General features: G+C 48.4%; 17 protein-coding genes, 1 other RNA gene and 3 pseudogenes. 7 read left to right on the forward strand and 14 right to left on the reverse strand.

The genetic code is table 11. The features are described 5' to 3' along the window. Positions 1-445: 445 nt before the first annotated feature. The gene (locus H6F88_RS06045) at positions 446-2,497 is read left to right on the forward strand and encodes a sensor histidine kinase (RefSeq protein ID WP_190641830.1); all 2,052 of its coding nucleotides are present in this window, start codon (positions 446-448) and stop codon (positions 2,495-2,497) included. A 22-nt stretch (positions 2,498-2,519) separates the two neighbouring features. On the opposite strand, the gene H6F88_RS06050 is transcribed toward H6F88_RS06045, so the two are convergent. The 8 genes and pseudogenes from H6F88_RS06050 to H6F88_RS06085 form a co-directional block, all read right to left on the reverse strand. Further along, a complete protein-coding gene (locus H6F88_RS06050) occupies positions 2,520-3,557 on the reverse strand; it encodes a Gfo/Idh/MocA family oxidoreductase (RefSeq protein ID WP_190641831.1) in 1,038 nt (345 codons plus the stop codon). An 87-nt stretch (positions 3,558-3,644) separates the two neighbouring features. Then, complete coding sequence (rnc, locus tag H6F88_RS06055; protein WP_190641832.1) at positions 3,645-4,370, reverse strand: ribonuclease III; 726 nt, start codon at positions 4,368-4,370, stop codon at positions 3,645-3,647. 72 nt (positions 4,371-4,442) lie between these two features. Then, positions 4,443-4,832, reverse strand: an RNA gene (rnpB, locus tag H6F88_RS06060) — RNase P RNA component class A. Positions 4,833-4,978: 146 nt separating this feature from the next. Continuing rightward, positions 4,979-5,188 carry a hypothetical protein gene (locus H6F88_RS06065; RefSeq protein ID WP_190641833.1) on the reverse strand — a complete coding sequence of 70 codons (210 nt, stop codon included), beginning with the start codon at positions 5,186-5,188 and terminating at the stop codon, positions 4,979-4,981. A 101-nt stretch (positions 5,189-5,289) separates the two neighbouring features. Further along, the gene (locus tag H6F88_RS06070) at positions 5,290-6,594 is read right to left on the reverse strand and encodes a glycosyltransferase (RefSeq protein WP_190641834.1); all 1,305 of its coding nucleotides are present in this window, start codon (positions 6,592-6,594) and stop codon (positions 5,290-5,292) included. A 472-nt stretch (positions 6,595-7,066) separates the two neighbouring features. Further along, positions 7,067-7,837, reverse strand: a pseudogene (locus tag H6F88_RS06075) (sensor histidine kinase KdpD); the annotation flags it as partial. 257 nt (positions 7,838-8,094) lie between these two features. Continuing rightward, positions 8,095-8,985 (reverse strand): annotated as a pseudogene (kdpA, locus tag H6F88_RS06080) (potassium-transporting ATPase subunit KdpA); the annotation flags it as partial. Positions 8,986-9,009: 24 nt separating this feature from the next. Continuing rightward, positions 9,010-9,261, reverse strand: coding sequence for a TrkA C-terminal domain-containing protein (locus tag H6F88_RS06085; RefSeq protein WP_190641835.1), 252 nt, complete (start codon positions 9,259-9,261; stop codon positions 9,010-9,012). Between the two features lie 406 nt (positions 9,262-9,667). Between H6F88_RS06085 and H6F88_RS06090 the strand changes: the two genes are divergently transcribed. Beyond that, on the forward strand, positions 9,668-10,786 hold the full coding sequence (locus H6F88_RS06090) for a HAMP domain-containing sensor histidine kinase (RefSeq protein ID WP_190641836.1): 1,119 nt from the start codon (positions 9,668-9,670) through the stop codon (positions 10,784-10,786). Beyond that, positions 10,783-11,454 carry a response regulator transcription factor gene (locus H6F88_RS06095; protein WP_190641837.1) on the forward strand — a complete coding sequence of 224 codons (672 nt, stop codon included), beginning with the start codon at positions 10,783-10,785 and terminating at the stop codon, positions 11,452-11,454. The genes H6F88_RS06090 and H6F88_RS06095 overlap by 4 nt, the downstream gene beginning before the upstream one ends. Positions 11,455-11,647: 193 nt before the next feature. Here the strand turns inward: H6F88_RS06095 and H6F88_RS06100 are convergent, their stop codons facing one another. Continuing rightward, positions 11,648-12,310, reverse strand: a complete 663-nt coding sequence (locus H6F88_RS06100; RefSeq protein ID WP_190641838.1) for a hypothetical protein — start codon at positions 12,308-12,310, stop codon at positions 11,648-11,650. Positions 12,311-12,410: 100 nt separating this feature from the next. On the opposite strand from H6F88_RS06100, the gene H6F88_RS06105 reads away from it, so the two are divergent. Continuing rightward, entirely contained in the window at positions 12,411-12,572 is a 162-nt protein-coding gene (locus tag H6F88_RS06105) for a hypothetical protein (RefSeq protein WP_190641839.1), read from the forward strand. Positions 12,573-12,598: 26 nt separating this feature from the next. Here H6F88_RS06105 and H6F88_RS06110 read toward each other — a convergent pair whose 3' ends face one another. Then, the gene (locus tag H6F88_RS06110) at positions 12,599-13,195 is read right to left on the reverse strand and encodes a pseudouridine synthase (RefSeq protein ID WP_190641840.1); all 597 of its coding nucleotides are present in this window, start codon (positions 13,193-13,195) and stop codon (positions 12,599-12,601) included. 96 nt (positions 13,196-13,291) lie between these two features. On the opposite strand from H6F88_RS06110, the gene H6F88_RS06115 reads away from it, so the two are divergent. The 3 genes from H6F88_RS06115 to H6F88_RS06125 all read left to right on the forward strand — a co-directional run bounded on the left by H6F88_RS06115 (position 13,292) and on the right by H6F88_RS06125 (position 15,904). Beyond that, positions 13,292-13,600, forward strand: a complete 309-nt coding sequence (locus tag H6F88_RS06115; protein ID WP_190641841.1) for a hypothetical protein — start codon at positions 13,292-13,294, stop codon at positions 13,598-13,600. A 126-nt stretch (positions 13,601-13,726) separates the two neighbouring features. Further along, positions 13,727-15,454, forward strand: a complete 1,728-nt coding sequence (locus tag H6F88_RS06120) for a succinate dehydrogenase/fumarate reductase flavoprotein subunit (protein WP_190641842.1) — start codon at positions 13,727-13,729, stop codon at positions 15,452-15,454. Positions 15,455-15,598: 144 nt separating this feature from the next. After that, complete coding sequence (locus tag H6F88_RS06125) at positions 15,599-15,904, forward strand: hypothetical protein (protein ID WP_190641843.1); 306 nt, start codon at positions 15,599-15,601, stop codon at positions 15,902-15,904. Positions 15,905-15,926: 22 nt separating this feature from the next. On the opposite strand, the gene H6F88_RS06130 is transcribed toward H6F88_RS06125, so the two are convergent. The 4 genes and pseudogenes from H6F88_RS06130 to H6F88_RS06145 form a co-directional block, all read right to left on the reverse strand. After that, positions 15,927-16,202, reverse strand: coding sequence for a UPF0175 family protein (locus H6F88_RS06130; RefSeq protein WP_190641880.1), 276 nt, complete (start codon positions 16,200-16,202; stop codon positions 15,927-15,929). Positions 16,203-16,279: 77 nt separating this feature from the next. Beyond that, entirely contained in the window at positions 16,280-16,828 is a 549-nt protein-coding gene (locus H6F88_RS06135) for a cysteine hydrolase family protein (RefSeq protein ID WP_199333463.1), read from the reverse strand. A 346-nt stretch (positions 16,829-17,174) separates the two neighbouring features. Continuing rightward, positions 17,175-18,514: pseudogene (locus H6F88_RS06140) on the reverse strand (SCP2 sterol-binding domain-containing protein). A 160-nt stretch (positions 18,515-18,674) separates the two neighbouring features. Beyond that, on the reverse strand, positions 18,675-19,136 hold the full coding sequence (locus H6F88_RS06145) for a MarR family winged helix-turn-helix transcriptional regulator (RefSeq protein ID WP_190641845.1): 462 nt from the start codon (positions 19,134-19,136) through the stop codon (positions 18,675-18,677). Positions 19,137-19,153: the final 17 nt, after the last annotated feature.

Here is a 19,153-nt window from a genome sequence, read left to right on the forward strand (position 1 = left end):
AGATTAGTTCAGCTCGATTGAAGAATGTATACTGGGAATTTATTCGTGTTTCCTGTCAGTACGTCTTTTTAGCAACGCGCTGGAGCGTGTACTGCCTACCTACTGTTGTAGAAATCATCGATCTTGAAGGGTGAGCCAATTCAGGGAGCGATCGCCATCCAGCCTTCTAAACAAGTCGAGCGAATAGCAGGTATTTTCTATCGCTTAGACAAAATTTAGACAGATCAAGGTCCATCTCATCAGCATCACCACTCAATCCATTTGCTGGGAACGCTTTCAGCCAAATGTAGTGCTTTGCCTGAAGCATCCACCAACTCAGTTAATTCTTCATCTGTATAAAGAATCCCTGAAAAAATCCATCTCAGTGTACGGATGTTTAGACTACTCAGTGTGGTTGAATATTAAGCTTTAAAAGCAGGCTTTGTCCCTTGATTCAGCAATCGCTATGGCTATGCTAGGTCAATCCTCCTTTCGCCGAATTCTGCTATCGCGGATTCTCGTACTCAGCATCCCAATCTTGCTGCTGGGAGTAGGAGTGACTTTCCGTAAGGCGCGTACCAGCCTGCTATATACCGCTCGTCAAAACCTTGCCGAGAGCGCAATCCGCAAAGCAGATGATATCCAGGCATCAATCCAGTCCTTACAAACCAATCTAGAAACGGCCAGCCGTACCTCTATCTTGCAAGCTGGACAGCCAGAGGCGATCCAAACTTATCTAAACCAACTGTCCGCCGATTTGCCTACCGAGATTCACTGCCTTCAGCTGATTGACTGGCAAACAGGCAACATAACCGCTACGACCTGCGGTAATCAACCTCTTCTTTCCAAGGCTGACCTACCCTGGGCGACTCAGCAAAGTGAACTCAACGCCGACAGTTTTTATCTCAGTACGCTGCCGAGCAAACCCGCCACACCTGATGCACAAGCTGAACCAAGCAACGAATCTACTCAATCTGATCAAGCAGAACTTTCAACTGAATTAGATTTGCTCATTGGCACTCCCGTTTACGATCAAAACGGACAGCTCCGCTATACGCTAGCGGCTCAATCCGTTCTCACACAGCGGGAAAGCGGCAAGCCAGGCTCACTGCTAGGCTACACTACCATCATTGACCAAGATGGCGTTTTTCTGGCTCATCCATTACCTAGCCGAGTTGGGCAAAACATTAAAGACGGGACTGATGCCGATCGCTTCGAAAATATCATTAACAACGTTCAGCGAGGGGACGACCCAGATGTCCGTCACATCTTCAGTTTTGTAGGAGATGAGGAGGAGTGGCTAGCAGGCTACAGCCCCATTCAAATCAGTATTAGCCCGACCGAAGATCGCACCTGGACAGTTCTAGCCGTAACTCGCTTAGATAACGCCCTGCATGGTCTAGAAGATATTAAACGCATCCTGGTAATTCTAACGACAGGACTACTGGCTGCTCACCTTTTGGCCATGCTTTACATGGCGAGAGACTTGGCTCTACCCATTGAGCAATTGGGAAAGTACGCCCGTCACATCCACAAACGCGACCCGCTGCAACGCGCTCCCAAAAACTTTCGCATTCGAGAACTCAACCATCTAGCTGAAGTCCTCGACAACATGGTAAGGCGGTTAGAAGAGCGGGCTAAAGAACTAGAGGCAGCATGGCAAGAAGCCGAAGCTGCCAACCAACTCAAAAGTGAGTTTCTTGCCAATACCTCTCATGAACTGCGAACACCGCTGAATGCAATTATTGGCTGCATTCGCTTAGTCCGAGACGACTGCTGCGACTCGCCTGAAGAAGAGGTGGAGTTTCTTGATCGAGCAGATGAAGCAGCAATCCATTTGCTCAAAATCATCAATGATTTGCTGGACATTGCCAAAATTGAGGCAGGAACCCTTTCCCTTTCAATTGAGCTGATCGACCTGCGGCAAATTCTTCAGGAAGTGGTCGATCTGCAAAGTATGCAGATTCACGAGAAAGGATTGCGTCTGAGCGTACCAGAAATGTCCGAGCCAATCATGGTTCGCTCTGATCCGGCAAAGCTAAAGCAGGTGCTGCTGAACGTGATATACAACGCAATTAAATTTACTGATCAGGGTAGTATCACGATTGATACTCGCATTGAAACTGCTGTGAACTCGGTTCAAACAAGCCAGTTTAACGGACATCGGACTGTAGAAACTCCTGTCAATCCTGAAGCCTGGGTGATCATCTCGGTTCACGATACAGGCATTGGAATTGACCCCACACAGCAACATAAGCTATTTCGTCCTTTTGTGATGGTTGACGGTACCACCACGCGCAAATTTGAAGGAACGGGTCTAGGATTGGCTATTTCTCGAAACTTGATCGAGTTGATGGGTGGCAGCATTACGCTGCACAGCGCGGGTGTGGGTCAGGGCACTACTGTAGAAATTGCCTTGCCGATCGCCACTATTCAGCCTCCTGCGGCTGCCATTGCGGGATCTGACACTCAGGAACCAGCCTCAAAGACTATTACAGAGCATCCAGCCGTGCGGTAGTAGACCTAGAACGGATTGCACCCTATGGAACTGACACGATTTGACCACCCTGGTTGAGGGAGGTCGTCAGCGCTGAGAGAATCTGAACGAGTTTTGCCCCTACCCAACCGGAAGAAATTTCGGAGGGTCGATTTTGAGCCATGCAGGACAGGAAGTGGCCACAAACTTGTCGCAGTGGTTCAGCAGGTTCTAGCTCTAACGCTTCAACGCTCTGACCGGCAGGAATAAAGTATTGATCGGTCTGCTCCAGATATCCCCGTTGGAGGGTCAAAGGAGAAGTAGATAGCTCATCAAAAATGAGCGTCCCTTGACTACCAGCAATACAGAGTCGCCGCTGTTTATCAGGATTGAGCCAACAGAGGTGAACCAAGGCTTGAAAACCGCTGGGGTAAATGAGCTTTAGCCACACTAAATCTGATAACCCTTGAGGAAAAAACTGAGTATTGGGTGACTGAGACTGTAGCCAGACCGTGCCCTGTGCCTGCACTTGAGTCGGTGTCTCGTTTAACCAGTGGTTGAAAATAGCAATGTCGTGAATGGCTAGATCCCAGAGCGCATCCACGTCCTGACGGACGGGACCAAGATGGGTACGGGCAGCGTAGCCGTAACGCAACTCTCCCAGGGTCCCAGTTTGAAGAGTTTTTCTGCCTTGCCGCACAGCCGGATGAAACAAATAGGTATGGTCAATCACAAGCTGTCGCTGATGTTGCTCTGCAAGCTGACATAGCTTGATTGATTCTGCTCCGTCTAGCGTCAGCGGTTTTTCTGAAAGAACGTGGTGTCCTTGCTCCAGTGCAGCCTGAATCAGTAGGGCATGAGTTGTTGCTGGAGTGGCGATCGCCACCCCCTGCACGTCTTGAAGCTGCATTACCGCTTCCCAATCCGTACTTAACTTGACATTGTCCAGAGGAAACCGCTCAGCCAGGGCATTTAGGCGATCGCCCTCAGTGTCTACCACTGCAATTAACCGAGCGTTAGGATGCTCCAAAAAATTGCGAACCAGATGCACGCCCCATCGCCCTGCCCCAAATACCGCAATTCCAAGTTTTTCATCCCTCATCCTTTATTCCTCTCAAACAGCCTTTATTCCCCTCGAACAGTAGGTATAGCGGAAGAACGAAAGTTTGCCTTCATCCCTTCTCCCTCTTCATCCTTCCCTTCCTTCTGTTTGCTGCAACGCCAAAAAGGCAATTCTTGCTGCCGCTTGCTCTGCCGCTTTCTTAGATTGCCCCTTGCCTTGGCCCCACTGTTGTCCTTTGAACCAAACCTCTGCCATAAATCGCTCGCTGTCGCCATAGGTTTGACCAATCTCAGTGACGCGGTATTCAGGCAGCATTTGATAGTGAGTTTGCGTCCAGGCTTGCAAAGCGCCTTTGTAATTTTGCAGGGTGGGATCACGCAGAACCGTTTCGGTCAACTCGCGCAAATGAGAGTCTAGCCAGGGATGGATTAGCTTCAGGTTGTGAGTGCTGAGGTAGAGTGCTGCTAAAACGGCTTCTAGAGAATCTGCTAAGCGTGTTTCCTGTCCAACCTTGTCCCGTGAGGCGCTGCTGCCCACGAGCAGATAGCGATCGAAGCCATAAGAATCAGCGATCGCTGCTAGAGAGCGATCGCTCACCAATACTGCCCGAATTGCCGAAAGCACCCCTTCGCTGGACTGGGGATAAGTTTCAAATAAAAATTCTGCTGCTGCCAGCTTCACGACCGCATCGCCGACAAATTCGAGCCGCTCATAATTTGCTTCAGGCGAAGCAGTCGGATGGGTCAACGCCAAATCTAATAGCTCCCATTTAACCGGAGAGTCAGCCGGTAATCCAAGCCTTTCTACCAATTGACGGAGCTGCTTTGGACGACGGGGATCAATCAGAGACATTCAACCTAAACCTGGACGCATTGCTGCTGGAAACCGATAGCCCAATTAGCTCTGGGAAAGGAATTGGGAAAAGGGAAGAGCCGGACATAAGCCGGGTTCTGTTCTTTCAACAGAGAACTGCTGAAAGGGCAGTTATCTATCTGGGATGCCTGTTGCCAGACACCTCTAGCGGGTTTCGCAGAACCGGATTAACCGTTTCTACCCGGAGCCGGGAAAAGACCAACCGTTGCTCCTTCGACCTTGCTCCCAACCGGGGTTTACCGAGCCAGCGCCTCTCGACGCTGCTGGTGCGCTCTTACCGCACCCTTGCAACCTTACCTGTGAGTCTGAGACTCCATCGGCGGTATGTTTCTGTGGCACTTTCCTCACGGTCGCCCGCACTGGGCGTTACCCAGCAAGTTTGGTCTTTGGGGAGCCCGGACTTTCCTCAGACTTTCGTCCGTAACCACCTGCGCCTACTCTTCCCTTGATTCAAGTCTATAGCAAGCGACGAATAGGTTGTGAGTGCACTTCTCGAGTGCACTCACAACCTGATCTGGATTACGACAAAAAAGGAGGGCGGGGCAAAACTCATCCTCCTTTTCTAGAACACCTTCTAAGACACTGCACTAAACACTGTGGCTATACTCTGCCTCTACTTCCATCCAGGATGAAGAAAGATCTTCAATGATGCTGCCTTGAACTGCGCCTGAACCTTTTAGCAGATGAACTTTAAGCGTGGGTAGATATGTACCGTTGAGCATTAGGTGTCCGTAGCCCGTAACCTTACCAATCCATCCAGTTTTGCGATGAACTGCGTAATCTTCAACGTTTAGCATTGCTCTGACTCCTAGTTTTGACGTTTTCTGCCCTAACTTTTTGTTAGCCGATCAAAAGCAACCACCCAACTAAATTCCTAAACTTCGAAATTCACGGTGTCTCACGCTACGCGATCTTTTTTGGGCGCGATCGCTGCGGGAACAACGGATTTCGCTGGAATCGCAGTCGCCTGAGCTAGCAAGCTGGTGTAAAGTTGACCCAGGTTTGCCGCGACGCTTTGCCAGCTAAAGGCGATTTCAACTCGTTGCCGAGCCGTTTCACCCAGCTGGTTTCGCCAAGCGGGATCGCTAAGAATGCGATCGATCGCCGTGGTAAACCCTAGCTCATCTTTGGGTGGTACCAATAATCCGGTGACTTCAGGAACAACAGTAAACTTCAGTCCGCCAACGTTGCTGGCGATGACTGGAGTACGGCTAGCCATTGCCTCCAGGGGCACCAAGCCAAACGGCTCATAGTGACTGGGCACAACGCACACATCCGCAGCGGCATAGTAGAACGGCAGGTTTGAGTCGTCTAGACGACCAGGAAAAGTCGTGATCGAGTCGAGTCCTAGCTCTGAGACGATACCGCCAATGCGATCGCGCTCTTTGCCATCGGACTGTCCGGGACGGCTGCCGCCACCAATGACCAACCTCAAATCACCCTGATCTCGCAAGCTAGATTTAGCAACTGCTCGCACTAAGGTTTCGATCCCCTTACGGGGGTCAAATCGACCAACATAGAGGACAACCTTAGACTTTGGATCAATTCCTAACTGCTGACGCGCCTCAAGTTGACTAATGTTGCCAAACTTGTCTAAGTCTGTGCCACAGGGAATCACTTCAATTCTGCCTTTCTTAGATACCAGCGTCCTCATGTGCTCTTGCTCTTGAGGGCTGGTGGCGACAACGCAGTTAATTGTCTCTAGACAAGCTTTTTCGACCTCTAGACGCTGAGTGGCGATCGCCGGAACATCACTCACCGTGTTGTACTTGATCGCACCGAGTGAGTGATAGGTATGCAGTTGAACCAGGGGTTGAGCCTGCTTGAGCTGCATTCCGACCCACGCGGCCAACCAGTAGTGCGTATGAACCAGGGAGTACTGCACCCCCTCCCGTTGCTGAAACCGCTGGAACTGGTCTACAAACTCCGGTAGATGCTCAAATAGATGATCTCGATGCATGTAAGTCGCAGGTCCAGCACTCAGGCGAATCGTTCGACAGTTAGGCAAATGCTGAACAATTGCAGCCTGCTCAGGATCGTTACGGCGAGTGAACATATCCACTTGCCAACCCTGCTGAGCTAGTGTTTGTCCGACCTGACGGACATAAACATTTTCCCCTCCAGCCTCTTCCTGCCCAATCTCAGCAGCAGGATCACCACAAACAGAAATCAAAGCAACTCGCTTTTCTTGAGTCAGGAGCATGGTAGATTATTTCACCCTAAACAACTAACCCGACCCTAAGCTCTGAATCTAAGGCAACACAACTTTCTCCTCAGAGCCAAGGGCAGGTACAAGGACATGACTCGATACCAACCAGGAACACTGACGAGAGCAGGATACTGCTGTAATAGCACTCATAAAAATGCCAAATTTGCAGACTTAATACCAAATGCCAACGGAGCTAGTTGACGGGCAAAGACTTAGGAAAGTCCTCTCTATCGATGCATCAAATTAAATGTGAAATACGCATACATCGAGCAGAGATGTGCCCCAATTAAACCCCCCGTCTCAATATCATCCTTATAGCAAGTAGCTAATAGGAGAGATTGAATCTGGCTAAGCTTTGGTAACTGTAAAAATACCGTAAAGTTACGAGTAGGTCAATCTTTTTTTCCTACAAGAGTTTTTTGACTGAGACACTCAAGCACTATGGCCTATTAAAGACCTGATGACCTCAAGTTAAAGGCTGTTGGGTCGCGATAATGTGAAGGTCAATGTCAGGAAGCGATCGCATTAGTCGCTGCACAATCGATCCTTTAATAAACAGCTCCCAGCGCGATCGATGTGTCTCCCCGACTACAATTTGGGTAATTCGTTCTCGTTGAGCAATTTCGGTAATCTTAGATAGTGGGTCATGCCCCTCAACTCGTAAAAACTCGCCCCCAAACTCGCGACAGAGCTTTTCACAAGTTTCTACATGTAGGCTTTCAGCTTTCGTTAAAAATTGTTCTGGATTGTCTACAAATAGGGCATAAAGTTTCGCATTCATGTAGCTTGCAATTCTTGCACCACGACGCAACAGCCGAATTGAATTGGGATAAGTTGAAAGGCAAACCATGACCTGCTCATGAATATTGCAATGGCGTTTTTCTGCAACTGTTGTGCCATTATTTTCTTCAATATTGTCAGCAACCTCTCGCAATGCAAGCTCTCGTAGTGCAATTAGATTGCGCCGCTGGAAGAAATTTTGCAGCGCCTGATCGATCTTTTCGGGAGCATAAATCTTTCCCTCAATCAAACGTTCTTCAAGTGTTTCGGGCGTTACGTCCACAACTACAACTTCGTCGGCTTCATCAAGCAGGCGATCGGGAATGCCCTCGCGCACGACAACGCCCGATATCTGCAACACAAGATCATTTAAACTCTCTAAATGCTGAATGTTGACGGTAGAAGAAACATCAATTCCAGCCGTGAGGGTTTGCTCTACAGCCCGATAGCGTTTCTCGTATTCATGCCTCTGGTTGACTGACAAAACTCCTAAAGCTAAGGGTATATCGTAGGTTACGTGAAGCGAATGCGTAATCCAACAGCATCCAGGCAAATGTTGGGCTTCACGTTCAGGAGCCAAACAGGTCTTTAGCCTTGACCAGATCGATTCTTTACAAGGCACTGTTTCTAAACCGATCGCTTTTTGAGCTGGCAGCTAGAACGGCAGGGGCGATCGCCAGATTCAAGCGCAGTGCCAGAAATAGCCAGAGGGGCGATCGCCACCAATCCCACAAACAAAACAAACACCATCCCAAAGGTTAGTCGCCCCTGTTTCGGGTTGCCAGCCATGATTCCATAAGTGAAAATCAACGCCGCCGGAATGATTAGCATCGTCACGGTCTCTAGCAGGTTGCTAAACCCATTGGGATTTTCAAACGGATAGGCTGAGTTAATGCCAAAGAATCCGCCGCCGTTTTCGCCGAGCTGTTTAATGATTTCAAAGTGAGCAACTGGTCCTCTGGCGATGTATTGGGTTGCGCCTTCGAGCGTGGTTGCAGTTGCAGGGGCAGCCAACGTCTCGGGCACTCCGGCAATGAGGAGGGCGATCGCCCCCACAACCGAAATGGGTAACAAAATGCGCGTAATAGATAGAGTCAGATCTCGATAGAAATTGCCCAGCGGTTGCCCCGTTAGACCCCGAATGAAGGCGATCGCCACTGCAATTCTGGTTGCGGCTGAAGTAAACATCAAATACCCCAGTGCTAGCACCTGACTCGCATAGCTAAACGTCGTTTCGCCAGAATAATGCTGCTGATCGGTATTGGTCGTAAACGAGATAGCAGTATGCAGCGCCAAATCTTAGGAAGGTGCCGATAAATTGGTTGGATTGAACGGCAAAATCGCTTGAAGCAAAAAGATTGAATAGACCAGAACGCCCATAACTAGATTGCTGTAAAACACAGCACGGGCATAATGCCATCCTGTCATCGATTCCTGATAGCGAAGCCCACCCAAAGCGTAAATAAACTGTTCTAAAGGAGAGGCAAATCGGTCAAGCCAAGACCGTTTTGCTTGGAAGACTTGTGCAATATATTTACCCAGAAAAGAAGACACAACTGCAAGAATCAGCAGTATTAACGAAACTTGTAGAAGCCCTTGCCACACCATAAATTAAATGCAATTGTTGCTTTACGAAACATACTTTGCTTGCTCTAGGCACAACTTCAGTTCGGGCAAAAACATCGGATTGATAGCGACAGCAATCACAAGGTCATTGCTACAAATAATCGGATCTTCATTTGCTAAAATGACTTCTTCCTGACGAATCAATCCCATAATCTGACATTGCTTAGGCAGATAAACCTCAGAAATTTTGTGACCACAGTGCTTGCTGTGAGGCTGAATCCAAACTTGAACGAGTTTTGATTTGTAGTAAGACATATTTCAATGGCAGTGTTTCTACAGCTACCGCTCTGAAATTCAATTACTCCTAATTGTGCAGAAGATTTTGTGCACTTAAAAGGTATAACCGGCGTTTATTCAGGAAATAAATTTCTTACTCTAAACATGAGTATATGAATGCGTTTAGAAAAATCAGAAATATCTATACTTGCAGATATAAACTTCCTCTAAACGGTATTTTTTGTCTAAATTAATGCTTGAATTACGTTCCAATTTAAGAAGATGCTTAAGAAATTCAATCTATAGATCAGGAGAATGTAGGGGCATAGCATTCGGGCAAAAACTTTTGATTTATTCAAAAGATTATCTGCCGAATGCTACGCCCCTATAGGAAATATTCACTACTGCTCAAACGTTCTTTAATTTCTAAAATTTAGATTTTGCAATGTTAAACCGATCGCCAACTCACAAACCGGACCCTTTTCACAAACCACTAAAATCTCAATGGTTGATTGCGATCCTGTTTCTTATCGTGATCATTCTGGAATATTCCACACCGCCGCCTTATGTATTTGGCTATCTGTATATCGGCGCAGTTTTGCTAGCAGATTCGCGGCTCAGTCGAGCGAATCGAACTTGGGTGACAGCGATCGCCATCAGCCTCACCATCCTCAACCTATTCGTACCTGGAGTAGAGACAATTACCTTGGACACAGTTGCTAATCGAATAATTGCAGCAATGGCGCTGATTGTTACGGGTTGGTTGAGCGATCGCAATCGTCGATTTGAGCAGGCGATCGCTCAGCAGCAAATTAAACTCCAGACCCAGGAGCATCTCAACCAGGTGAGAGAAGATTTTGCCTCGACCCTGACCCACGATCTAAGAACACCGTTGTTAGGGGCGATCGAAACCCTAAAAGCTTTTCAGCAAGAAAAATTTGGTGCAGTCACAGCCCCTCAGCGCCGGGTTTTAGAAATTATGGCTCGTAGTCATCAAGCCAGCTTGCAGTTGGTTGAGACCCTGCTTGATGTTTATCGCAACGACACCGAAGGGCTAATCCTTCAGCGGAAACCCGTGGATCTTAGAGCATTGGCAGACGAGGCGGCGGCTATGCTGACCGATCTGGCGGTTAGCCGTCGAGTCCATTTGCGGTTGAGATGTGGAGATTCTGACTTCCGTCAATCTTTCTGGGTCAATGGAGATGCACTTCAGATCCGGCGCGTTTTTGTCAACTTATTAGAAAATGGAATCAACCACTCCCTGCGAGGTGACAAGGTTGAAATTGTGATTACCAATACGAACACTCACCATGTGGTGAAAGTGATCGATAACGGTCAAGGTATTACATCGGACGAATTGCCTCTGCTATTTGAACGGTTTTATCAGGGGCATGGCGATCGCCAAACCAAAGGATCAGGACTAGGACTTTACCTTACCCGACAAATCATCGAAGCTCACGGTGGAACAATCTGGGCAAACAACAATTCATCTCAAGGTGCCGTATTTGGGTTTTGCTTACCAGTGCTAGTTCCTACTGCGTCTGTCTCACCATCCCTGATATGAAATCTAGTCCTTTACGCATTCTCCTGGTAGAAGATGACGAGCTATTTCGCCTCGGACTTACAACCCGGCTTCAACAAGAAGAAGGACTGGATGTGACAGCAGAAGCCGAAGATGGAGAAACCGCTATAGAAATTGCCTGCGATCGCCTGCTTGATTTAGTGTTGCTAGACATTGGGCTACCCGGCATCGGCGGCATCGAAGCTTGCCGCCAAATCAAACAACAGCAGCCTAATCTCCCCGTGTTAGCGCTCACCTCTCATTTTCAAAAACCGCTAATTGCTCGTTTGATTGAGGCAAAGGCCCAGGGCTATTGTTTGAAAGGAATTGCGGCTGAATCTCTAGTTTTGGCGATTCGTTCCGTTGCAGCAGGTGCTTCATGGTGGGATTCTGCTGCAACCCAAGAAATTTATGCGGCATTTCAAACCGACAGCTCAACTCCTGCTTCAGAACAGGCGTTAGAAAACCCCTTAACCCGACGAGAACAGGAAATTTTGGCGCTGGTGGCGAAAGGACAAAGCAATCAGGAAATCGCCAAAATTCTCTACATCGCACCAGGAACGGTCAGAGTTCACGTTCACACGATTTTGCAAAAGCTAGATGTGCGCGATCGCACCCAGGCTGCTGTCCTAGCGCTGCAAAAAGGATTAGTTGCCTCCGACTTTCTCTAACAACCTCACTGATAGGGCACGCCAAAGCTTCCTAAATCTGCAAAACACAGCTGCTATAGGAAGTGGAGTGGCTGTGCTGGGTAAGGCTGCGTGGAAAACCTATGCGTAGTGACATTTTGAATAAACCACAGATCTTTGCAGGGGCAGTTCGCGAACTGCCCCTACGCTACGGGTTGGACTGTCTAGACCATCCCTAACGCTCAAATTCACTTTGGAGGGTTAGATCCAGGTCAGTTTCAGGCTCAACAACAACGACCTCAACCTCCTCTTCGCCACCTCCCAGAAGCAGCGAACCCAGAGCACCCAAGCCAGCACCAGCCAACACTTCACCAAAATCAATCGAGCCGAAGATTTCTGATAAAACTGCTGCCGCTGCTGCGCCAATCACCGCCCCTCGAAGAAAATCGGGGTCAGTGTCTTCTGTAATAACCTGGGTATCGGTGATCACCTCAGATGTGGCATCAATGGGCAAAGTTTGACCCGATGTGAGCGTGATTTCTTCGGACACAAACTGAGTACCACCGCCGTTGGGCTGTAGTTCTCCTTCAATTTCACTACCAGCAGGAATCAACACCGTTCCGGCAGAGGAGCGCACGTCTTGAGCCACAACTAGGGTCACGGAAGCCGTTTCATTGGGCGTGACGATGATTCTTTCAGCTTCTTCGTAGCGCACTGGAATCACCGTCCCAGTAGGTACAACAAGCCGGGTCGTATCGGAGGGAAATAGCTGCCCCACCAGATATGGCTCATTTGCAACGGCTGGGGTCGCCAGCAAAGTGGGCAAGGCTGACACTGAAGCCATTCCCAACGCCATAAACAAAGCAGTTCTAGATTGCCAGCGTTTTGAAATTAACATTGTTTTTCTCCTGATCCCTGATTGTTTACAACCATTGAGTTTCAAAGTCTTTTTTGCTTTTCTTTTGCCCTAAAGACTTTTTGTTGAAGCAGGGAGCATTGTGATCCGGATACCCTACAAGCTACGACGAGAAGCGATCGCCTTACTTCATTCTCTCGATTCACCCGATGGGATGATTTTTGACGAATTTGAGCAAGAAATGTCGTGTTTTAGTCAGTTTGAAGCTCCACTGCTGAATTTACTGACTTCGGTAGAATTTTGAATGTTCCTGGAATTCAAATAAGTGTATTAAATTTTACAGAGTTTGCGTAAGATCGTCAGCTCTTCGCTCGTTAAGTTGCGCCATTGTCCAGGTTCTAGCCCTGTTAGCGTGAGAGTGGCGATCGCTACCCTGACCAACCGCAGCGTTGGAAAACCGATCGCTGCTGTCATTCGTCGTACCTGGCGGTTGCGCCCCTCAGTTAAGGTAATTTCCAGCCAGGCGGTTGGTACATTTTTACGAAATCGAATTGGCGGATCGCGAGGCGGCAAAGACGGTTCCTCGACTAACAGCTCAGCTTTTGCTGGACGAGTTCGATAGTCTTGAATCACCAGTCCTTGCCGTAGCGGAATCAAGTCTGCCTCAGTCGGAATCCGCTCAACCTGCACCCAGTAGGTACGAGGATGCTGAAATTTTGGGTCGCTCAACCGATGCTGGAGCCGTCCATTGTTGCTCAGCAGCAGCAGTCCTTCACTGTCTCGGTCTAACCGCCCAACTGGGTAAACATCTGGCACATCAATGTAATCTTTGAGGGTAAGTCTGGAGGTGCCACCCTCAGACGCAGCATCAGTGAATTGGGTTAGAACGTCGTAGGGTTTGTAGAACAGTAGGTGGCGATCGCGCACGTCAAATGGCTCATTTTATTAAAAAATCTTAGTTAAGTTGTCCAAATCTTTGGCTCGGCTTTACGCTTAGGTCAAAGGGCTTTGGAAGAGAATCTTATGGATAAACAAAAATATCGGTTCGTTTGCACGCTCTCCTTTGGTGATATCTACGGTCAAATCATCGTTTGGTTAATTGTAATCTTCATCAGTCTGGCATCTGCTTTGGCACTGATGGGTGCTAGCCGTCCAATCTATGCTTTGGCGACTGTCGGGCTAATTTTGGTGCTTTCCCTACCATTTCTGCTCTTCGCCTTCGTCACAACCTTGCTCAACCACATTGAGTTTTCTGAGGTTAGCCCTCAGACTGAGAGCCGAGCAGAACCTAGCGCAGTCTCTAGCCAGCGCCCTGCCCAAGCTGCGGGTTAACGAAAAGCTTCCTGGATACACATCAGATAATTTCTTAAGAAGTTCCCTGCCTTTAGGTAGGGGCTTTTTATTTGCGTCAGGATAGAGATAGGACAACTTCACGCAACAGTTTGAGCGCGATTGAGCATGATTGAACACGACGTAATCATTGTAGGCGGCGGTCTAGCAGGGACGCGGGCAGCAGTAGAAATTGCCAGAACAGATCCTCGATTGAGCATTGCCGTTGTCGCCAAAACTCACCCCATTCGATCGCACTCCGTCGCAGCTCAAGGCGGAATGGCAGCCACCCTAAAGAATGTTGATGATCAAGACACCTGGAAAGCTCACGCTTTTGACACGGTAAAGGGTTCCGATTACCTGGCAGACCAAGATGCCGTCGAAATTCTCACTCGGGAAGCGCCCGATGTGGTGATCGACTTGGAACACATGGGCGTATTGTTTTCCCGCCTGCCCGATGGACGCATTGCTCAGCGTGCTTTTGGCGGACATTCTCATAAACGCACCTGTTACGCCGCTGACAAAACGGGTCACGCTATTTTGCACGAGCTGGTGGCAAACCTGCGTCGCTATGGGGTCCATATTTATGACGAATGGTATGTGCTGCGACTGATTCTAGAAGAAGACCAGGTGAAAGGCGTGGTGATGTATCACCTGCTAGACGGACGCTTGGAAGTGGTACGAGCAAAAGCCGTGATGTTTGCGACAGGCGGTTACGGGCGGGTTTACAACACCACATCTAACGACTTTGCCTCAACGGGCGATGGGCTAGCAATGACAGCCCTTGCCGGACTGCCACTTGAAGATATGGAGTTTGTTCAGTTTCACCCGACTGGTCTGTACCCGGTTGGAGTACTAATTTCAGAGGCAGTGCGTGGTGAAGGGGCTTATTTGATTAATGCAGAGGGCGATCGCTTCATGTCTAACTACGCCCCCAGCAAAATGGAGCTAGCTCCCCGCGACATCACCTCCCGCGCCATCACCAAAGAAATTCGGGCAGGGCGGGGAGCACATCAAGACGGCAGTGCAGGCGGCCCGTTTGTTTACCTTGACCTGCGCCACATGGGACGAGAAAAGATCATGAGTCGTGTCCCCTTCTGTTGGGAGGAGGCACATCGCCTAGTGGGAATTGATGCCGTACATCAGCCGATTCCGATTCGTCCAACGGTTCACTACTCAATGGGCGGCATCCCGGTCAACACAGATGGACGAGTTCGTAGTGGTGCCGATGGCTTGGTCGAAGGCTTCTTTGCCGCTGGGGAAGCCGCTTGCGTTTCCGTACACGGAGCAAATCGATTGGGCAGCAATTCCTTGCTGGAATGTGTGGTTTACGGCAAGAGGACAGGAGCAGCGATCGCCCAATACGTTCAATCGCGCAAACTTCCCGAAATTGACGAGCAGCGCTATCTCACTCAGGCAGAGCAGCAAGTTCAGACCTTGATTGACCAGCCTGGTGAATATCGAATTGATCAAATCCGTCAGGCTTTTCAGGACTGCATGACCGACCACTGCGGCGTGTTTCGCACCGAATCAGTGATGAAGGAAGGGTTAGAAAAGCTGCAAGCGATTCGTCAGCAAGCGCAAAGGATTTACCTGGATGACAAAGCCAAACTCTGGAACACCGAGCTAACCGAAGCGCTAGAACTACAAAACTTGCTGATTGTCGGTGAAATTATTCTCACGGGTGCACTCAATCGTCAGGAAAGCCGAGGTGCACACTGCCGAGAGGATTTCGCAGATCGAGATGATACTAATTTCCTCAAACACACGATGGCTTATTATTCTTCAGCAGGTATTCAAATTGGCGATCGCCCAGTTGCCATTACTATGTTCGAGCCACAGGAACGAAAATATTAGAACGCTGTGTAAACCTAGTTTCCTGTGGAGCAGGCAAGAAGCCTGTAAAAAGCTGCACACCGTGTTAGTGCACACTCGTTAACCTAGTTTATTGCTTGGGAATACTGCTGTTTAGTACAAGACACGAGCTAGGAAATTGAGAAAATGCTGTTCACAGAGCTATTAAATCTGTCTCCAACTGTAATTGGACAAGTGGCTGATGCGTGTCCTGCTCCTAATCCATTTCAACTTGTAGCAATACTGGCTTTGGTCGGAGGAAGCGGAGTCCTTTTAGTCAGTACTGGTGTCGGGATCTGGGGTATCGCATCTACATTAATAGGACTGGTTACAGCAGGAGTCAGTATAGATGCTGTTCCAGCATCAATAACAGCTTTTCTCGGGTTGACTGGCAGCTCAGCAAATCTATTTACCTATCTAATAGGCGAAATTCAGAAGATTTTAGGGTGTTGATGCTATCTAACTTGGAAAGTATTTACTGGAAGCTACAAGTAATCGCAACACGCCTTGCTTGAGTGATTTCGTTCTCTAGCTCTTCTTTTGATTGCGAAGAAAACGGAGAAATTCCATAACTATCCATCAGGTCAGAAAGTTGCCAGCGATCAATATCTAGCAACTCTGCCGCTTTGCCAGAGCTGATATCAGAATGCTGCAATAACGTCATCACATACGCTTCTTTTGCTTTATATTCAGCCTCAACCTGATGTAATTCGGGAATATTCGGAATAGATACGGTGAATTTAACTTCTATTTCCGAGCGCTAAGTTTGCATTGCGTGTAGCCTTAAGCAAAGAGTCTTAGCACCCAGATCATAGCAAAGAGGATTTGTTACACCTGAACACGATCAAATTCGTTGGTAGAAATAACTTTTGCATACCCCTCTGCTAGTGCTCCCATAAAAGCCGCATGAACTTCAGCAGCTTTGACTGTTCCGTCCTTGTACTCCAGATCCCGCGTTGCACAAGCATCTTCAATCACGATGCACTGAAGCCCAAAATCGAATGCAGCGCGAGTTGTAGCATCAATGCACATGTGGCTCATTGCGCCACAAATGACTACTTCATCAACTTCAGAATCTTTGAGGTTACTCAGTAAAGAAGTATCTCTAAAACTATTAGGAAAATTTTTCACAATAATAGTTTCGTTGGGTTGAGGAGCTACACTTTCGTGAGTTTTAGCACCTTCTGTATCGGGTAGGAAAAATGTTGCTTCCGGTTCCACTGAGATATGCTGAATGTGGAAAATTGGAGATCCTTCTTCTCGAAACTTCTGTAGAAGCTTTTGAGCGTTTTTTACGGATTGTTCTACGCCAACAAGCTCCCAATTTCCGCCAGGGAAATAATCGTTTTGAATGTCAACCAGAATCAAGCCTTTCACATTAGCTCCTTGCATAAATTCATCCTGTTGTTACTCTTTTAAGTTGGTACTGCCAGCAAAGCTTGCTCATTGCTCTATCTAGCTGTTGCTTCGATAGCCTGAGTATGAGCGAAGTATCTCGCTATTTCAAGTACGTACAGTATGATTGGGAACTATCAAAAAGTATCGTTCACTAATCTGAGACTAAGCTTGGAGCCTGTTTTACAGGTGATGCTGAGCTGGAGTGAGAAGTGCCTGTGTATGACTGAGCAAAAAGCGGTTTGGTGGGAGGCAATTCGTAACGGTGATCAAGAATCAATTTCACCGACTAAATCAGCAAGCTAAAAAACGTACAAAAAGAGGTTGTTTAGCTCGGAAAATATTTGCTGAAAGCTAGGAGCGATCGCACATTTCCCTTTAATCGAATTTGACGACGCAACAGTGCCCAAACTAAGTTTTGTTCCTTTGCCAAAAACTTTAGCCAGGTGTTAGTGTCAGCCGTGATTTGCAAATTCGGCTATCTACAAGCCCGGTTTGAATATTCAGTTTCTTGTCGCGAATGGTGACGGTTGCCTGATGACTTTCTGCGCCCGTAAAAATAAAATGATAGACCGCATCTAGTCCCTCAGCTTGGTTGCGCTGAAACAAAAGCGGCATTCCTCGCAGAAACCCTTCAACCGTGCGGGGCGGCACTAAAGTGTTTCTCACCTGCTTGACTTGCTTGTGCGGAAATCGTCGTGCAACGTGCACTTCAGCGTCAGAACCAGGCACAACATAAATCGTTTCATCCTTGTCCTGTAAAGGTTTGACCACTTCCTGGACGAAGCCCACGCGATTCCTGAGAAATGGTCCGATCACATCTTCTCCAGCAGGACAAGCAGCCATGCAATAAGCCGCTTTGTAATTCGCCCCAAAGGAAAGGCTCTGCCACATGGAGGCAGATTCGGATGGGCTAACTTTTTGACGATAGTCCTTGAAACTGCGGCTTTCTGCTACTTCTCCAGCCCAGTCTCCAAAGCCACCCATAAATTCGCGGTAGTTGTGGGTGTAGCAGGCAGAGAAGTCAAAGTGTCCATCGGTGGCGATCGCCCCCACTGGGCAAGCCACCACACATAACCTGCATTCCAGACAGGGATTGTAGTCAATTGGGGCACTGTAGGCGCTTACTTCTGCATCGATCAGCACCGTGCCTAGCAGAATAAAATTGCCAAACTTGGGGTGAATCACGTTGCGATGAATGCCCATGTGTCCCAGTCCGGCTGCCACTGCCACTGGCTTGTGCGAAACCACCCAAACCTTGCCGGGAAAGCGATCCATCTCCATCGGAAATCCCATTGCTGGATTCAGAGCACGAATACCTCGTCGCTCCAGCGCTGTTACAATTTCGCAGCTAATGTCATTCACCTCATCTCCCGTATGGTGAAACTCGACATTGGCAACCGATCGCGCCGGACTGCGAACATTCTCTCGATTCATCCGACAGACAAAGCTGATCAACGCTTTGGTGGGCGGGAAGGCAGTTAAAATATCTCGTTGCTGGTCGGCGATCGCCAATTGCCCTACTTCGACAAACCCTACATCATCTGCGCCTGCGTCCAAACAAAGCTGACGCAGCCAATCTACATCCAGCGTAATCACAGATTCCTCACGAGTCGCTTCCTGCTCGCGAAACCACTTAACCGTCGGATGCTGTTCAAATTGAGACATAGGTTTCCTCGCTAGTTTTAAGTGTATATACACTTTTTGACGGACTTAACTGCTAAGACTATTCGACAAACGGGATTGGAAGCTGGAGGCTAGGAGCCAGGTGTATTTTTCAATTCCTTAAAACCTTTCAGCTCTTCCACCTCCTACTCCTTCGCGCTTCCTATATTTCACGAACCAAAGACACCGTGTTTGCCAAACTAAACAGCAGCACTTGCCACTGATCCTGACCTAATCCCTCAACGACTTGCTGCTGTGCTTCCTTCCAGAGGGGAAATGCCTTTGCTAGAGCAGATTGCCCAGTTGCAGTCAGGGTGACAATTCTCTCTCGCTGGTCTTGTCCGGGCTCAATGGCAACTAGCCCTTGTCGCTGGAGGGGTTTGAGATTACGAGTCAGGGTCGTGCGATCCATCACCAAAACTTGAGCCAGGGTCTTCATCGTGGGGGAACCCACTTGAGCTAGAGCCGTTAGCAGCGTGAATTGGTTAACCAGCAGCCCGCTCGGTTGGAGCTTTTCATCAAAAAACTGGGTGACGACGCGAGTTGCCTTGCGCAGGTTAAAGCAGGTACAACTTGTAGCGGCATCGGGATTGTGTGAACTAGGTTGTGATTCTTGTGAATGCATAATAGGTGTATATCCAC

The organism is Oculatella sp. FACHB-28 (assembly GCF_014696015.1).
Taxonomy (GTDB): domain Bacteria; phylum Cyanobacteriota; class Cyanobacteriia; order Elainellales; family Elainellaceae; genus JAAUTN01.